Annotated in this window: 14 protein-coding genes and 1 tRNA gene; 8 read left to right on the forward strand and 7 right to left on the reverse strand. The window is 71.1% G+C overall.

Annotation, left to right across the window (positions count from 1 at the left end; translation table 11 throughout):
• Nucleotides 1-80 precede the first annotated feature (80 nt).
• Nucleotides 81-314: a chaplin gene (locus ACIHCL_RS20300; protein ID WP_399863631.1), complete on the reverse strand. Its 234-nt coding sequence runs from the start codon at nucleotides 312-314 to the stop codon at nucleotides 81-83.
• Between the two features lie 187 nt (nucleotides 315-501).
• A complete protein-coding gene (locus ACIHCL_RS20305) occupies nucleotides 502-1,827 on the reverse strand; it encodes a M20/M25/M40 family metallo-hydrolase (RefSeq protein ID WP_399863632.1) in 1,326 nt (441 codons plus the stop codon).
• Between the two features lie 181 nt (nucleotides 1,828-2,008).
• Between ACIHCL_RS20305 and ACIHCL_RS20310 the strand changes: the two genes are divergently transcribed.
• Together ACIHCL_RS20310 and ACIHCL_RS20315 are read left to right on the forward strand one after the other, a co-directional pair.
• Nucleotides 2,009-2,096, forward strand: a tRNA-Leu gene (locus tag ACIHCL_RS20310).
• Between the two features lie 351 nt (nucleotides 2,097-2,447).
• On the forward strand, nucleotides 2,448-3,383 hold the full coding sequence (locus tag ACIHCL_RS20315; RefSeq protein ID WP_399863634.1) for a pseudouridine synthase: 936 nt from the start codon (nucleotides 2,448-2,450) through the stop codon (nucleotides 3,381-3,383).
• Between the two features lie 69 nt (nucleotides 3,384-3,452).
• Here the strand turns inward: ACIHCL_RS20315 and ACIHCL_RS20320 are convergent, their stop codons facing one another.
• The 3 genes from ACIHCL_RS20320 to ACIHCL_RS20330 all read right to left on the reverse strand — a co-directional run bounded on the left by ACIHCL_RS20320 (nucleotide 3,453) and on the right by ACIHCL_RS20330 (nucleotide 6,096).
• Nucleotides 3,453-4,082 carry an MBL fold metallo-hydrolase gene (locus ACIHCL_RS20320; protein ID WP_399863636.1) on the reverse strand — a complete coding sequence of 210 codons (630 nt, stop codon included), beginning with the start codon at nucleotides 4,080-4,082 and terminating at the stop codon, nucleotides 3,453-3,455.
• Entirely contained in the window at nucleotides 4,082-5,167 is a 1,086-nt protein-coding gene (locus ACIHCL_RS20325) for an S-(hydroxymethyl)mycothiol dehydrogenase (RefSeq protein ID WP_399863638.1), read from the reverse strand. Before ACIHCL_RS20325 ends, ACIHCL_RS20320 begins: the two co-directional genes overlap by 1 nt.
• A 227-nt stretch (nucleotides 5,168-5,394) precedes the next feature.
• Nucleotides 5,395-6,096, reverse strand: coding sequence for a FadR/GntR family transcriptional regulator (locus ACIHCL_RS20330; RefSeq protein WP_399863641.1), 702 nt, complete (start codon nucleotides 6,094-6,096; stop codon nucleotides 5,395-5,397).
• 164 nt (nucleotides 6,097-6,260) lie between these two features.
• Between ACIHCL_RS20330 and ACIHCL_RS20335 the strand changes: the two genes are divergently transcribed.
• Together ACIHCL_RS20335 and ACIHCL_RS20340 are read left to right on the forward strand one after the other, a co-directional pair.
• Nucleotides 6,261-6,770, forward strand: a complete 510-nt coding sequence (locus ACIHCL_RS20335) for a gluconokinase (RefSeq protein ID WP_399863643.1) — start codon at nucleotides 6,261-6,263, stop codon at nucleotides 6,768-6,770.
• Nucleotides 6,771-6,781: 11 nt separating this feature from the next.
• The gene (locus ACIHCL_RS20340; RefSeq protein WP_399863646.1) at nucleotides 6,782-8,179 is read left to right on the forward strand and encodes a GntP family permease; all 1,398 of its coding nucleotides are present in this window, start codon (nucleotides 6,782-6,784) and stop codon (nucleotides 8,177-8,179) included.
• Nucleotides 8,180-8,532: 353 nt separating this feature from the next.
• On the opposite strand, the gene ACIHCL_RS20345 is transcribed toward ACIHCL_RS20340, so the two are convergent.
• Both ACIHCL_RS20345 and ACIHCL_RS20350 read right to left on the reverse strand, forming a co-directional pair.
• On the reverse strand, nucleotides 8,533-9,780 hold the full coding sequence (locus tag ACIHCL_RS20345) for a carboxylesterase family protein (RefSeq protein WP_399863648.1): 1,248 nt from the start codon (nucleotides 9,778-9,780) through the stop codon (nucleotides 8,533-8,535).
• Entirely contained in the window at nucleotides 9,777-11,126 is a 1,350-nt protein-coding gene (locus tag ACIHCL_RS20350) for an MFS transporter (RefSeq protein ID WP_399863651.1), read from the reverse strand. Before ACIHCL_RS20350 ends, ACIHCL_RS20345 begins: the two co-directional genes overlap by 4 nt.
• A 304-nt stretch (nucleotides 11,127-11,430) precedes the next feature.
• Here ACIHCL_RS20350 and ACIHCL_RS20355 point away from each other — a divergent pair, with 304 nt between their 5' ends.
• From ACIHCL_RS20355 to ACIHCL_RS20370, 4 genes are all read left to right on the forward strand, one after another.
• Entirely contained in the window at nucleotides 11,431-12,906 is a 1,476-nt protein-coding gene (locus ACIHCL_RS20355; RefSeq protein WP_399863653.1) for a 2-hydroxymuconic semialdehyde dehydrogenase, read from the forward strand.
• A 166-nt stretch (nucleotides 12,907-13,072) separates the two neighbouring features.
• Entirely contained in the window at nucleotides 13,073-13,843 is a 771-nt protein-coding gene (locus ACIHCL_RS20360; protein WP_399863655.1) for a 2-keto-4-pentenoate hydratase, read from the forward strand.
• On the forward strand, nucleotides 13,843-14,298 hold the full coding sequence (locus ACIHCL_RS20365) for a RidA family protein (protein ID WP_399863657.1): 456 nt from the start codon (nucleotides 13,843-13,845) through the stop codon (nucleotides 14,296-14,298). Before ACIHCL_RS20360 ends, ACIHCL_RS20365 begins: the two co-directional genes overlap by 1 nt.
• Complete coding sequence (locus ACIHCL_RS20370; RefSeq protein ID WP_399863659.1) at nucleotides 14,295-14,816, forward strand: 3-hydroxyanthranilate 3,4-dioxygenase; 522 nt, start codon at nucleotides 14,295-14,297, stop codon at nucleotides 14,814-14,816. The genes ACIHCL_RS20365 and ACIHCL_RS20370 overlap by 4 nt, the downstream gene beginning before the upstream one ends.

Consider the following 14,816-nt stretch of genomic DNA (forward strand, 5'->3'; position numbering starts at 1 on the left):
AGCGACCAGCAGCCCCGGAGCGCATGGCGGGCACCCCGGGGCCGACCGGATTCAAACCCTCACGGGTTGACCCATCGGCGTCAGACGTTGCCGCAGGCGTTGCCGAAGGTGGGGTTCAGCAGCCCGACGACGTCGACCGTGTTGCCGCACACGTTCGCCGGAACGTGCAAGGGCACCTGGACGGAGTTGCCCGAGAGCACACCGGGGCTGCCCATGGCGGCGCCCTGGGCACCGGTGTCCGCGACAGCCATGCCCGCGCCCGAGAGCACCAGACCGCCGGTCACGGCCGCAGCAGCGACAACCTTCTTGATCATTGATTCCTCCTAGTTGGCCATGCGGTCCCAGCCGCGGACCGCATCACCTGTAACGAGGACGAGCTAATCGGGCTACGAGCGTATGGTTCCTTTCACTCGTTCCGGTCAGATACGCACACGCGGGCGATTCTCGGTGTGCGCAGAAGCCGGAAGGTGGCACAGGGTTCTGATCGACGGACGGCGGGGCTCAGCAGTTGTCGATGAACCGGTCGAGCACCCGCACACCGAACTTCAGGCCGTCCACCGGCACCCGCTCGTCCACGCCGTGGAACATGCCCGCGAAGTCGAGCTCCGGGGGCAGCTTCAGCGGGGCGAACCCGAAGCACCGGATGCCGAGGTCGTGGAAGGACTTGGCGTCGGTCCCTCCCGAGAGCATGTAGGGCACCGCACGCGCGATCGGATCCTCGGCCTTGAGGGCGATCTGCATGGCGTCGACGAGCGAGCCGTCGAAACCGGTCTCCAGCGCCTTGTCCGCGTGCACGTCCTCCCGCTTCACCCGGGGGCCGAGGATACGGTCCAGATCGGCCAGGAACTCCTCCTCGAAGCCCGGCAGGAAGCGGCCGTCAACGTGGGCGGTGGCCTGTCCGGGGATCACGTTCACCTTGTAGCCCGCGCCGAGCATGGTGGGGGCCGCGGAGTTGCGCAGCGTGGCCCCGATCATGCTGGCGATCCCGCCGAGCTTCTCAAGCGTGGCGTCCATGTCCTCGGGGTCGAGCGGGGTGCCGAGCGCGTCGGACAACTCGTCGAGGAACGACCGCACGGTCTTGGTCACCCGGACCGGCCACTTGTGCCGCCCGAGCCGCCCGACGGCCTCGCACAGTTCGGTGATCGCGTTGTCGTCGTTGGTCATCGAGCCGTGGCCGGCGGTGCCGTCCACCGTGAGCCGCATCCAGTGCATGCCCTTCTCGGCCGTCTCGACGAGGTAGAGCCGCAGCTTCTCGTTCACCGTGAAGGAGAAGCCGCCGACCTCGCCGATCGCCTCGGTGACGCCGTCGAAGAGGTCGCGGTGCTGGTCCACGAGATACCGCGCCCCGTACGTGCCGCCCGCTTCCTCGTCGGCGAGGAACGCCAGCACGATGTCGCGCGGGGGCTTGCGGCCGCTGCGCAGCCGGTCGCGCACCACCGCGAGGGTCATCGCGTCCATGTCCTTCATGTCGACCGCGCCCCGGCCCCACACGCAGTCGTCCACCACCTCTCCCGAGAAGGGGTGGTGGGTCCAGTCGTGCGCGTTGGCCGGCACCACGTCCGTGTGCCCGTGGATGAGCAGCGCGGGCCGGGACGGGTCCTCGCCCTCGATGCGGGCCACGGTCGAGGCCCGGCCCTTGTGGGACTCGAAGATCTGCGGCTCCAGCCCGACCTCGGCCAGTTTCTCCGCGACGTACTCGGCGGCGCCCCGCTCCCCCGGCCCCGAGTGGTCCCCGTAGTTGCTGGTATCGATGCGGATCAGCTCACGACAGAGGTCCACGACCTCGTCCTCGCCCGAGACGGTCCGGGCCGTGTTGGTCTCGCTCACACTGCTTCCTTCCACTGTCGCCGTGTCCCTGCCTCCCATCCTCCCGTGCCCGCTGCGCCCGCCCAAGGCCCCCCACCTCTCGCCCCGCGCCCTTCACACCTCCCGGCGTGATCGAGCACCCCCGGATGTTTGCTATTGTTTTCCACGTCGGAACGGGCGAGGCCCGCGAGACAGACACCTGGTCCGGGTGGCGGAATGGCAGACGCGCTAGCTTGAGGTGCTAGTGCCCTTTATCGGGCGTGGGGGTTCAAGTCCCCCCTCGGACACCACTGAGAACCCCAGCTGAGCTGGGGTTCTTCTGCATTTCCAGACGGTTTGGGTTCACCGAGGAGCGCTGCGGCGCGAAGATCGCGGGGAGGCCCACCGAAGGCACGGAGGGGTGGGCCCCGAGGTGACGCGGGACCGTCGGCGATCCGGTCCGGGCGCCGGTGGTGTACCGCGAGCGCGGCGGTTCGGTCGACCGCGCCACGTCCCCGGCCGAGCGGCCCTGTCCCGTGCCCAGAGGCGGGGGCGGTGCCGTGTCTGGTGGCTGTGGCCGGGGGATACTGTGCGGACAATCCCAGGACGAGTGCACAAGGAGTCCGTGCCATGCGTACCGCCATGCCGGACGGCGTGCCCCGGTGAGGGGGCGCGCGAAGCCGCCGGCCGCCCCGCTGCCCCAGCGGGACGGGATCGATCCCGTGAGGGTGCGTCTTCCGGAGGACCCGGACGGGCGGTGGGCGACGGTCGGGGACCATCTGCGGGAGCGGTTCGCCGGGGCGGTCGGGGCGGCGCGGGTGGCCGCCATGTTCGCCGAGGGGCGGTTCGTGTCCGTGCGCGGCACCGTGTCCGTCGACGAGCCGTACGCCGCCGGGCGGTACATCTGGTTCCACCGCGACTTCGCGCCGGAGCAGCCGGTGCCGTTCCCGGTCGGGGTCGTCCATCGCGACGCGCATCTCGTCGTCGCCGACAAACCGCACTTCCTGGCGACGACGCCGCGCGGACGGCATGTCACCGAGACGGCGGTGGCCCGGTTGCGCCGCGAACTGGAGCTGCCCGCGCTGCAGCCCGCGCACCGGCTGGACCGGCTGACGGCGGGCCTGGTGCTGTTCGTCGTGCGGCCCGCGGAGCGGGGCGCCTACCAGACGCTCTTCCGGGACCGGCTGGTGCGCAAGGAGTACGAGGCGGTGGCGCCCTACGACCCCGGGCTGGTCCTGCCCCGGACCGTACGCAGCCGGATCGTGAAGGAGCGCGGGGTCGTCGCCGCCCGCGAGGAGCCGGGCCAGCCGAACAGCGAGACCCGGATCGAGCTGCTGGAGCACCGGGCGGGGCTCGGCCGCTACCGGCTGCTGCCCGCCACCGGGCGCACCCATCAGCTGCGGGTCCATATGAACGGGCTGGGGCTGGGGCTGGTCCACGATCCGGTCTATCCGGTGGTCGAGCCCGAGGGCGCGGCCGACGACTGGTCACGCCCGCTCCAACTGCTGGCCCGGGTGCTGGAGTTCACCGATCCGATCACGGGAGAGCCTCGCCGTTTCGAGAGCGGGCTGCGGCTCTCCGCGTGGCCGGACGAATGAACGGCGTCACGTGCGGACACCGGACCCGGGGCCGGTGGCTCCCCGGGGCCGGTGTCCGTCGATGCGGCGTCAGTGGCCGCGCGCGATCCACTCGTCGAGGTGCGGGGCCTCCTCGCCGATGGCCGTGGAGTCGCCGTGTCCGGTGCGGACGCTGGTCTCCGGCGGCAGGGCGAGCAGCTTCTCCCTGATCGACTCGATGATCGTCGGGAAGTGGGAGAAGGACCGCCCGGTGGCTCCGGGGCCGCCCTGGAAGAGCGTGTCGCCGGTGAAGACGGTGGCCAGCTCGGGGGCGTACAGGCAGACGGCACCGGGGGCGTGGCCGGGGGTGTGCAGGACTCGGAGGGTGGTCCCGGCGACCTCCAGCTCGCGGCCGTCGGTCAGTTCGCCGTCCGGGGCGCGGTCGGGGTGGGTCATCCGCCACAGCGGCAGGTCGTCGGGGTGCAGCAGGATCGGCGCGCCGGTGGCATCGGCGAGGGCCGGGGCGGCGTCGATGTGGTCGTTGTGCGCGTGCGTGCAGACGATGGCGCGCAGGGTGCGGCCGTTCAACGCGTTCTCGATGGCGGACGCGTCGTGGGCGGCGTCGATGACGATCGCCTCGGTGTCGTCGCCGACGATCCAGACGTTGTTGTCGACGTCCCACTCCCCGCCGTCGAGGGCGAAGGTGCCGGAGGTGACGAGGTGGTCGATGCGGGCGGCCATCAGAGGACCACCACCGAGCGCAGCACGTCGCCCTCGTGCATCCGGGCGAACGCCTGCTCGACGTCGCCGAGCCCGATGGTCTCGGTGACGAACGCGCCGAGGTCGATGCGGCCCTGCTGGTGCAGGTCGACAAGCATCGGGAAGTCGCGGGACGGCAGGCAGTCGCCGTACCAGGAGGACTTGAGCGAGCCGCCGCGGCCGAAGACGTCGAGCAGCGGCAGCTCCAGCTTCATCTCCGGGGTGGGAACGCCGACCAGGACGACGGTGCCCGCGAGGTCGCGGGCGTAGAACGCCTGCTGGTACGTCTCGGGACGGCCCACCGCCTCGATGACGACGTCCGCACCGTTGCCGCCGGTCAGCGAGCGGATCGCCTCGACCGGGTCGGTGGAGCGGGAGTTGACGGTGTGGGTGGCGCCCATCGACTTCGCCGTCTCCAGCTTGCGGTCGTCGACGTCCACGGCGATGATCCTCGCCGCGCCCGCCAGCCGGGCACCGACGATCGCCGCGTCGCCGACGCCGCCGCAGCCGATCACGGCGACCGAGTCGCCGCGGCCGACCTGGCCGGTGTTGATGGCAGCGCCGATGCCCGCCATGACCCCGCAGCCGAGCAGCCCCGCGACGGCCGGGGAGACCTCCGGGTCGACCTTGGTGCACTGGCCGGCGGCGACCAGGGTCTTCTCGGCGAACGCGCCGATGCCGAGGGCCGGGGAGAGCTCCGTGCCGTCGAGCAGGGTCATCTTCTGCCGCGCGTTGTGGGTGTCGAAGCAGTACCAGGGGCGGCCGCGCAGACAGGCGCGGCACTGGCCGCACACCGCGCGCCAGTTGAGGATGACGAAGTCACCGGGCGCGACGTCCGTGACGCCCTCGCCCACGGACTCCACCACACCGGACGCCTCATGGCCGAGCAGGAACGGGAAGTCGTCATTGATACCGCCCTGCTTGTAGTGGAGATCGGTGTGGCAGACACCGCACGCCTGGATCTTCACCACGGCCTCGCCGGGGCCCGGATCCGGGATCACGATCGTCTCGACCCGTACCGGCTCGTTCTTCCCCGGTGCGATGACCCCTTGCACCTGCTGCGACATACCGCGGTCTCCTGTTTCCGTCATTTCGTGAAGATCGAACGAGAACAACCGTACGCCCAGAAAGGGGTCATGACGGCACGCACCGTTACCGTACGCCGGTGTGCGGCGGCGTGAGGTGCCGGGCGGGCACGCTCGTGTGACGGGGCGGCGGGAACGGTGTGCGGCCGACGTGCCGGGCGGGGACCGTCGGCTCGCGCTCCGGGCCGGGCGGCGCCACGGGGCGGGCCTCAGGGCGCGAGCACGTCCAGCTCGTGCAGGGCCCCCACCGCGATCTCCTTCGTCAGCCGCTCCGCCGTCTCCGCGTCGCCCTCGCGCACCGCCTCGGCGACCCGGACGTGGAGGGTGACCGCCGCGGGGTCCGGATCCTCGAACATGACGTGGTGGTGGGTACGGCCGGCGAGGATCTCGGCGACGACGTCGCCGAGCCGCGCGAACATCTCGTTGCCGGAGGCATCGAGCACGATCCGGTGGAACGCGATGTCGTGCTCCAGATAGCGCTCCAGCTGCTGGCCGCGCGAGGTCGCGACCATCCCGAGCGCGCACTCCGTGAGGGCCGCGCACTGCTCGGGGGTCGCGTTGCGGGCGGCGAGGCCCGCCGCCACCGGCTCGATCGCCGAGCGCAGTACGGTCAGCGACCGCAGTTGGCGCGGGCGGTCGGCACCGGCCAGTCGCCACCGGATGACCCGCGGGTCGTAGACGTTCCACGCCTCGGCCGGCCGCACGGTCACGCCGACCCGGCGCCGGGACTCGACCAGGTGCATGGATTCGAGGACGCGGACCACCTCCCGCACCACCGTCCGGGAGACGTCGAAACGCTGGGCCAGTTCGTCGGTGCGCAGCACCTGTCCCGGCCGGTGCTCCCCGGCGGCGATCTCCAGGCCCACGGTGTCCAGCACCTGCGTATGAAGCCCGGGGCCCTGTGTGGTCATGGCACCAGATTACGGGGCGCCCCTCGGGAAGCCGCGGGGCGCCCCCGGAACAAAAAGTACGACGTTTATGTCACAGAACCTTGAATAAGTCGTACGTATACGTTTCAGTAGCGCGACGGAACGGTGTCGAGGAAGACATCGAAGAGAACAGCGAGGCACCGCCAATGAGCACCCCCCACGTCGTCGTGGTGATGGGCGTCGCAGGGACCGGCAAGACCACGATCGGTCCCCTGCTCGCCTCCGAACTGGGCGTTCCGTACGCCGAGGGCGACGATTTCCATCCCGCGGCAAGCATCGCGAAGATGTCGGCCGGCATTCCGCTGGACGACGCGGACCGGTGGCCCTGGCTGGACGCGATCGGCCGGTGGGCCCACGGCCGGGCAGGGCTCGGCGGGGTGGTGAGCAGCTCGGCGCTCAAGCGGGTCTACCGGGACCGGCTGCGGGCCGAGGCCCCCGGCGCGGTCTTCCTGCACCTGACCGGGGACCGGGGCCTGATCGAGGCCCGCATGGCGGAACGCAAGGGCCATTTCATGCCCACCGCGCTGCTCGACTCGCAGTACGCCGCCTTGGAACCGCTGCAGGCGGACGAGGCGGGCGTCTCGATCGACGTGTCCGGCACCCCTGAAGAAATCACCCAGCGAGCCGTCGCCGCGCTGCGGCGGCTCGACGACTAAGGACCACCACCGTGACCAGTCTCAGCGCCGAGATGCTGGCGGCGGATCCCGTCGAACCGATCACTTCGGCAGGCAACGCGCAGTTGGGCATCGCAGTTCTGGCGGGCATCGCCGTCATCGTTCTGCTCATCACCAGGTTCAAGTTGCACGCGTTCCTCGCGTTGACCGTCGGCTCGCTGGCACTCGGTTCGTTCGCCGGTGCCGCACCGGACAAGACGATCGCCAGCTTCACCACCGGTCTCGGCTCCACCGTGTCGGGCGTCGGGGTCCTGATCGCGCTCGGCGCCATACTCGGCAAGCTGCTCGCCGACTCCGGCGGCGCGGACCAGGTCGTCGACACCATCCTCGCGAAGGCGAGCGGGCGTGCCATGCCGTGGGCCATGGTGCTGATCGCCTCGATCGTCGGTCTGCCGCTGTTCTTCGAGGTCGGGATCGTGCTGCTGATCCCCGTGGTGCTGCTCGTGGCCAAGCGCGGGAACTTCTCGCTGATGCGGATCGGCATCCCGGCGCTGGCCGGCCTCTCCGTGATGCACGGTCTGATCCCGCCGCACCCCGGCCCGCTGGTGGCGATCGACGCGCTCGGCGCCAACCTCGGCGTCACGCTCGCGCTGGGGGTGCTGGTGGCGATCCCGACCGTGGTCATCGCGGGTCCGGTCTTCTCCCGCTACGCCGCCCGCTGGGTGGACGTCCAGGCCCCGGAGAAGATGATTCCGCAGCGTCCCTCGGAGGAACTGGACCGCCGTCCGAGCTTCGGCGCCACCCTGGCGACGATTCTGCTGCCGGTCGTCCTGATGCTGGTCAAGGCCCTGGTCGACATCGTCGTGGACGCCCCGGAGAACCACGTGCAGCGGGTCACCGACGTGATCGGCTCACCGCTGATCGCGCTCCTCGCCGCCGTCATCGTCGGCATGTTCACGCTGGGCCGGGCGGCCGGATTCTCCAGGGGCCGGCTCGCCGGCACCGTCGAGAAGTCCCTCGCCCCCATCGCGGGCGTGCTGCTGATCGTGGGCGCGGGCGGCGGTTTCAAGCAGACCCTCATCGACGCCGGCGTGGGTCAGATGATCCTGGACTTCTCCAAGGACTGGTCGATCCCGGCACTGCTGCTGGGCTGGCTGATCGCCGTCGCGATCCGGCTGGCGACCGGGTCGGCGACCGTGGCGACCATCTCCGCCGCCGGTCTCGTCGCGCCGCTGGCCGCGGACATGTCGACCGCGCACATCGCCCTGCTGGTCCTGGCCGTGGGTGCGGGTTCGCTCTTCTTCAGCCATGTCAACGACGCCGGGTTCTGGCTGGTGAAGGAGTACTTCGGCATGAACGTCAGTCAGACGGTCAAGACCTGGTCGGTGATGGAGACCATCATCTCCGTGGTCGCGCTGGCCTTCATCCTGCCGCTGTCGCTGATTCTGTAGCGAGCGGCCCCCTGCGCACGGTCTCCCCCGCGGCTGCTGCCGGGGCCGTGCCCGTCGGCGCCCGACGGTCCGGTGCGCATGCCGTGGCGTGCGTCCGGGCCGTCGGGCGCCGACGGCGTGTGGGCGGCCGGTACACGGCCTCGTGCCGGGCCGCCCCGGGCCCACGGACGCCGACGGGTCGGGGCAGGGGCGGGCGGAACGGGCCGGGCCGGGCGGGTGGACCGTACTCGGCCGCCCCTCCCCGGCCCGGGGCCCCGCGCCTTTCGTACCCCCGGCCGACCGCACCGGCCCCGGCCCCGGGTTTCCCGCGGGCCGGACCCGGAGCGCCCGGGATCGGGCCGGGCCGGCTCCGGTCAACAGACCCTTCGGCAGGTCAGGGCCGGCGGGACGACGCCGGGGCGGCCGGTGCGGGCGAAGGCGGCCCAGGCGGCGCGCACCGCCCGGCCCAGCTCGTCCACCTCGTCCCAGTCGGCCTCCCCCAACATCGGGGAGTTCCGCCAGGCCGCCCGGGCGCCCAGGAGCAGGGGAAGTTCCAGGCAGTGGGTGGCGCCGTACGGCGAGCCCGCCGGACGCCAGTCCAGCCGGTAGGCGTGCACCCGGGCCCCGGCACGCGCCAGTCGCTGCCCGAGGGCGGTCAGTGGTTCCTCGTACATCCGGCGCGTCGGTCCGGCCGGGTCGCCGTCCTCGTTCGGTTCGTCCGGGAAGGCGGTCATGTCGTCCGCGTTCCAGCCGTACAGGACGTCCAGGTCGCGCGCCCCCGCGTCGAGTGCCCCGCCGGGCGTCCCGACCGGTCCGAACGGTGGTTCCAGGGTGGAGCGGGCGCGGTGGGCGAGGGCGGTGTCCCGCTGCGCGGCGAGCAGGGCGGCGGGTGCGGCGGTGCGCGGATCCGCGCCGGGTGCGTGGACGGCGAGCCGTTCGGCGAAGATCCGTCCGAGCGCGGTCGCTTCCTCGCGGGGGCGGGCCAGGATCGCCAGAGGGGCGCTCTGCAGGATGGCGCGGCGGAACAGCCCGCGGGCCTCGGGCAGTTCCATCAGCAGCCGGATGGAGAGGGCCCCGGCGGACTGCCCGAAGACGGTGACGTCGGTGCGGTCGCCGCCGTACCCGGCGATGTGCCGGTGCACCCACCGGAGCGCCTCCACCTGGTCGTACAGTCCCAGGTTGCCCTCGGAGACCCCGTCGAGGCAGAGGTAACCGAGCGCTCCGAGGCGGTAGTTGACCGACACCACGACGACATCGCCCTCGGCGGCGAGCGCTCCACCGTCGTACCAGTCCATGAGGCCGCCGCCGCTGCTGAATCCGCCGCCGTGGAACCAGACCATCACGGGCCGCGCCCGGTCGTCGCGGGCGGGCGTGGTGACCGTCAGGTTGAGACAGTCCTCACCCTGCGGTCGCCGGTCGAGCGGGGGGCCCATGACCGCGTCGAGCCGGGACGGCGGCTGCGGGCAGATCTCGCCGCTCGACGGGCGGGTGTCGTGACCGGCCGCCGGCCGCGGCCGGCCGAACCGCTCGGCCACGGCATAGCGGATCGGACCGGACCGGTGTACCCGGACATCGGTCCGGTCCGGGTCCTCGCCCGGACCGGGCCTTCGCGCGCCGGTCACGCGGCGCCGCCGGAGAGCGACTCGGCCGGGACCCGCGCCGCCTCCGGTTTCCCCTCCGGCACCAGGCGGAACAGGGCGACGGCGCCCACCAGGCTCACGGTGCAGATCCCCGCGAGGTACCACGTCACCCCGGTCGAGGAGCCGCTCGAGTTGAGCAGCGCCGTGGAGATCATGGGGGCGAGGCCGCCGCCGAGGATCGCGCCCGCCTGGAGGATGAGCGAGGTGCCGGAGTAGCGGACGTTGACGGGGAAGGTGTCGACGATGATGCTGCCCTGCACGCAGTGGGTGACCGGGATGATCAGGCCCATGCCGAGCAGCGCCACCATCGCGAGCGCGGAGTTCCCGGTGTTCAGGAGCGGGAAGAAGGCGAGGCACCAGACGAGGATGGCGGCGGAGCCGGCGATGAACATCGTGCGCCGTCCGTGCCGGTCGGCGATCTTCGTCCACACCGGGATGGTCGCGAACCAGAGGGCGGCGGCGATGGTGACGCTCACGATGAGGAACTGCTTGTCGTAGTCGAGGTGCTGGGAGCCGTACGACAGGGTGAACACCATGAACACATAGGCGACGGCGGAGTTCGCCACGACGGCGAGCAGGGTCAGCACCAGCCGGGGCAGGCCGACCTTGAAGGCCTCGGCCAGCGGGAACCTGACCACTTCGTCGCGGGCACGCGCGCGGTCGAAGGAGGGGGACTCGGTGACCCGCAGCCGGATCAGCAGCCCCACGGCGACGAGCACGAAGCTGAGCAGGAACGGGATGCGCCAGCCCCACGAGGTGAAGGCGTGGTCGCCCAGGAGCGCGTTGGTGGTCAGGAAGACGACGTTGGCCAGGACCAGCCCGCCGGGCGTGCCCATCTGCGGGAAGCCCGCGTACAGGTTCTTCTTGCCGCGTGGTGCGTGTTCCATCGACATCAGGGTCGCTCCGGCGCCCTCGCCGCCGAGTCCGATGCCCTGGACGACGCGCAGGACGACCAGGAGGACGGGGGCCCAGAATCCGATGGTGTCGTAGTTCGGGATGGCACCGATGAGGGTGGATCCGACGCCCATCAGCACGAGGGAGAAGACCAGCGTCGCCTTGCGGCCGATGCGGTCTCCGTAGTGGCCGAAGACCAGCCCGCCGAGGGGGCGGGCGATGAAGCCGACGGCGAAGGTGCTGAAGGCGGCGAGGGTGCCGGCGGCGGGGCTCAGCGACGGGAAGAACTGCTGGTTGAAGATGAGTGCCGCGGCCGTGCCGTAGAGGAAGAAGTCGTACCACTCCAGCGTGGTGCCCGCGAGCGTGGCGAGGGCGGTTCTGCCGGCGGTGGCTCGGGCTCCGCCCGATTTCTCTTCGCGAGGTGAAGTATTCACGGGGTGACCTATCACTTGGATGGCGGGCTGGGGCGGTTCGCTCCGGACAGCCGCTACGACGGCCGGACTTCACCCGTCGTTATCGGTGGATCCTGATGCCCTGAGACATGACGCACAAATAATCAATTGGGGACTCGCCATACCTGTTCAGGTATAGCGGAGCCAACCATTCCTGCTGCAGGGCGGCAGCTCCGCCACAGCGCGGCCCTCTCCCGTCGGCCGGTCTCAGGTATGCCGGTTTCGCTATGGCTACACACAGGAATCGCATTTGTACGGCATGACCGCGGGGATCACAGTGGGACGCATGACGGCAGAGACTGGGCGGTGGATCCGCAACTTCGTCGCCGGGCAGTTCGTGGAGCCCGACGAGAACCGCAGCTTCGAGAAGACCGACCCCGCCACCGGCCGGGCCTTCGCCCGGGTCCACGAGGCGGACCGGGAGCTGGTGGACCGCGCCGTGACGGCGGCCCGGCGTGCCCTGCACGACGGATGGGCGTCGACGCCGGTGCGGGAGCGTACCGCGCTGCTGCGGCGTGCCGCGGACCGGATCGAGGAGCGCTTCGACGAGTTCGTCGCCGCGGAGATCGCGGACACCGGCAAGCCGGTCGTCCAGGCGCGGGAGCTGGACGTGGCGCGCGCCCTGACGAACTTCCGCACGTTCGCCGACATGGCGGCCGCCGCCGGACAGGAGTCGTTCCTCACCGACCTCGCGGACGGCCGGCGAGCGCTCAACTACGCGGTCCGCAAGCCGCTCGGCGTCGTCGCGGTCGTCGTCCCGTGGAACCTGCCCCTCCTGCTGCTGACCTGGAAGGTCGCCCCGGCCCTGGCCTGTGGGAACGCCGTGGTCGTCAAGCCCAGCGAGGAGACCCCGGCCACCGCCACGCTGCTGGCCGAGGTGCTCGCCGAGGTCGGGCTGCCGGCCGGGGTGTACAACGTGGTGCACGGATTCGGCAACGACTCCGCCGGTGAGTACCTGACCGCGCACCCGGGGATCGACGGCGTGACCTTCACCGGTTCGTCCGCGACCGGCTCGCACGTCATGCGGACGGTCGCGCCACGCGTCCGCCCGGTGTCGTTCGAACTCGGCGGGAAGAACGCGGCCGTCGTCTTCGACGACGTCGACCTCGACGAGGCGCTGGCCGGGCTGACCAAGTCGGTCTTCACCAACACCGGCCAGGTCTGTCTGTGCACCGAGAGGGTCTACGTCCAGCGCGGGATCTTCGACGACATCGCCCAGGGGCTCTCGGAGCGGGCCCGGGGGCTGCGGCTGGGCGACCCGCTGGACGAGGCGACGACCACCGGGCCGCTGATCTCGCAGGCCCACCGGGAGAAGGTGCTCGGCTACTTCGAGCTGGCCGAGCGGGACGGGGCGAAGGTGCTCACCGGTGGCGGCGTGCCGCAGCTCGGCCCCGGGACGGCGGGCGGTTCCTGGATCGAGCCGACGCTGTGGACGGGCCTGACCAACGCGCACCGGGCGGTGCGCGAGGAGATCTTCGGCCCGGTGGCCGCCCTCATCCCCTTCGACACGGAGGAGGAGGCGATCGGGCTGGCCAACGACACGGACTACGGCCTCGCGGCCTCCGTGTGGACCAACGACCTGCGTCGCGGGCACCGGGTGGCGCAGGAGATGAACGTCGGAATGGCCTGGGTCAACACCTGGTTCCTGCGCGATCTGCGCTCCCCGTTCGGCGGCATGGGGCTCTCCGGTATCGGCCGCGAGGGCGGGGAGTCCTCCCTGCACTTCTACACCGAGCCGACGAACGTGTGCGTGCAGCTGTGACCGGTCGAGGCGATCGGCTGCCCGCGGCCGGCCGGCAGGTGCCCGATCGCCCGACGGCGATCGGCGGAACCCGGCCGCCCGCGGCCGGACATCCCTGACCGCTCATCACGACCCCCGGCCCGCGCCGCTCGGACACGGCGCGGGCCCCGAAGGAAAGGAGCGACCAGTGATCTCGGCGGAACTGACCGGCATCCTGGCGCAACGGCTGGACACGGCGCAGACGTCCCGCAGGGACACCCCGAGTCTCGCCGACGGCCATGAGCTGGACATCGACGACGCGTACGCGGTGCAGGCCGGACTGCTGGCCCTGCGGGAGGCGCGCGGCGAACGGATCGTGGGCGTGAAGCTGGGGTTCACCAGCAAGGCGAAGATGGCGCAGATGGGCGTCTCGGACGTGATCGTGGGGCGCCTCACCGACGCGATGCGGATCGCGGACGGCGGCGAGGTGGACCTCTCGGGCTTCATCCACCCGAAGGTCGAGCCCGAGGTGGCGTACCGGATCTCGCGTGACGTGGACCTCGACGACCCGTCGACGGACATCGAGGCGTGCGTGGACGCGATGGCCCCGGCCGTCGAGATCATCGACTCGCGGTACCGCGACTTCCGGTTCACCTACACCGACGTCGTCGCGGACAACACCTCCGCGGCCGGGTTCGCGATCGGCCCGTGGCAGCCGGCGGGGGACGTCTCCGACCGCGCGGTGCGGCTGCGCACCGGCACGGACGAGGCGGTGGGGTCGACCGCCGCGATCCTCGGCGACCCGGTGAACGCGCTGCACGCGCTGCTGGACATGTGCCGACGCCGCCGCATCCCGCTGAGCGCGGGCCAGGTGGTGCTGGCGGGCGCGGCCACGGCGGCACTGCCGCTCGCGGCCGGCCCGACCGAGTGCGAGGTGGCGGGCCTCGGTTCCGTCACGGTGAAGGTGAAGGGGTACTGATGAACGACTCACGGGTGATCGAGGGCAGGGCCACCCCGCGCGGGCGGTTCCCGCACGTGAAGGTCGTCGGAGACCTGGTGTTCGTCTCGGGCACCAGTTCGCGCCGCCCCGACAACACGTTCGTGGGTGTGGAGGTCGACGAGTTCGGCACCACGAACCTGGACATCCGGGCGCAGACCCGGGCGGTCATCGAGAACATCCGCGGCATCCTCACCGAGGTGGGCGCCGAGCTCTCGGACATCGCGCAGATCACCACCTATCTGGTGTCCATGAACGACTTCGGCGGATACAACGAGGTCTACGGCGAGTACTTCGACGAGCAGGGGCCGACCCGTACGACCGTCGCGGTGCACCAGCTGCCGCACCCCCATCTGCTGATCGAGATCCAGGCCGTCGCCCGTCTGCCGCGGCCCCGCACGTCCACCACAGCGCACGACATGGAGGTGTCCTCATGACCGCCATTCCCCCGGTCATCGATTTCCAGGGCTGGATCGCCGAGCACGAGCACCTGCTCAAGCCTCCGGTGAACAACCGGACCATGTCCCTGGGCGAGGACTTCATCGTCCAGATCGTCGGCGGCCCGAACCAGCGGACCGACTTCCACGTCGAGCCGTACGAGGAGTGGTTCTACCAGGTCAAGGGCGACATGCACGTCAACCTGATGACCGATGAGGGACCGCGGACCGTGCACATCCGGCAGGGCGAGTGCTGGCTGCTGCCCGGCAATGTGCCGCACTCCCCGCAGCGGCCCGACGCCGGTTCGATCGGCCTGGTCATCGAGCGCGTGCGGGAGGAGGGGACGCTGGAGAAGTTCCAGTGGTACTGCCCCGGCTGCTCCGCGAAGATCCACGAGATCGAACTCCAGGTGCGGGACATCGTGGCCGATCTGCCGCCGGTCTTCGCCGAGTTCTACGCGGACGAGAAGGCGCGCACGTGCCAGGAGTGCGGTGTTCTGCACCCCGGGAAGGGCTGA

This window comes from Streptomyces sp. NPDC052042 (assembly GCF_044548345.1).
GTDB lineage: Bacteria > Actinomycetota > Actinomycetes > Streptomycetales > Streptomycetaceae > Streptomyces.

Bases quoted from the DNA above. Each gene is read 5' to 3' on its own strand.
- ACIHCL_RS20300 (WP_399863631.1), bottom strand. From the start codon at position 314: ATGATCAAGAAGGTTGTCGCTGCTGCGGCCGTGACCGGCGGTCTGGTG.
- ACIHCL_RS20320 (WP_399863636.1), bottom strand. From the start codon at position 4,082: ATGGCCGCCCGCATCGACCACCTCGTCACCTCCGGCACCTTCGCCCTC.
- ACIHCL_RS20335 (WP_399863643.1), top strand. From the start codon at position 6,261: ATGAGCACCCCCCACGTCGTCGTGGTGATGGGCGTCGCAGGGACCGGC.
- ACIHCL_RS20330 (WP_399863641.1), bottom strand. From the start codon at position 6,096: ATGACCACACAGGGCCCCGGGCTTCATACGCAGGTGCTGGACACCGTG.
- ACIHCL_RS20355 (WP_399863653.1), top strand. From the start codon at position 11,431: ATGACGGCAGAGACTGGGCGGTGGATCCGCAACTTCGTCGCCGGGCAG.
- ACIHCL_RS20365 (WP_399863657.1), top strand. From the start codon at position 13,843: ATGAACGACTCACGGGTGATCGAGGGCAGGGCCACCCCGCGCGGGCGG.
- ACIHCL_RS20325 (WP_399863638.1), bottom strand. From the start codon at position 5,167: ATGTCGCAGCAGGTGCAAGGGGTCATCGCACCGGGGAAGAACGAGCCG.
- ACIHCL_RS20370 (WP_399863659.1), top strand. From the start codon at position 14,295: ATGACCGCCATTCCCCCGGTCATCGATTTCCAGGGCTGGATCGCCGAG.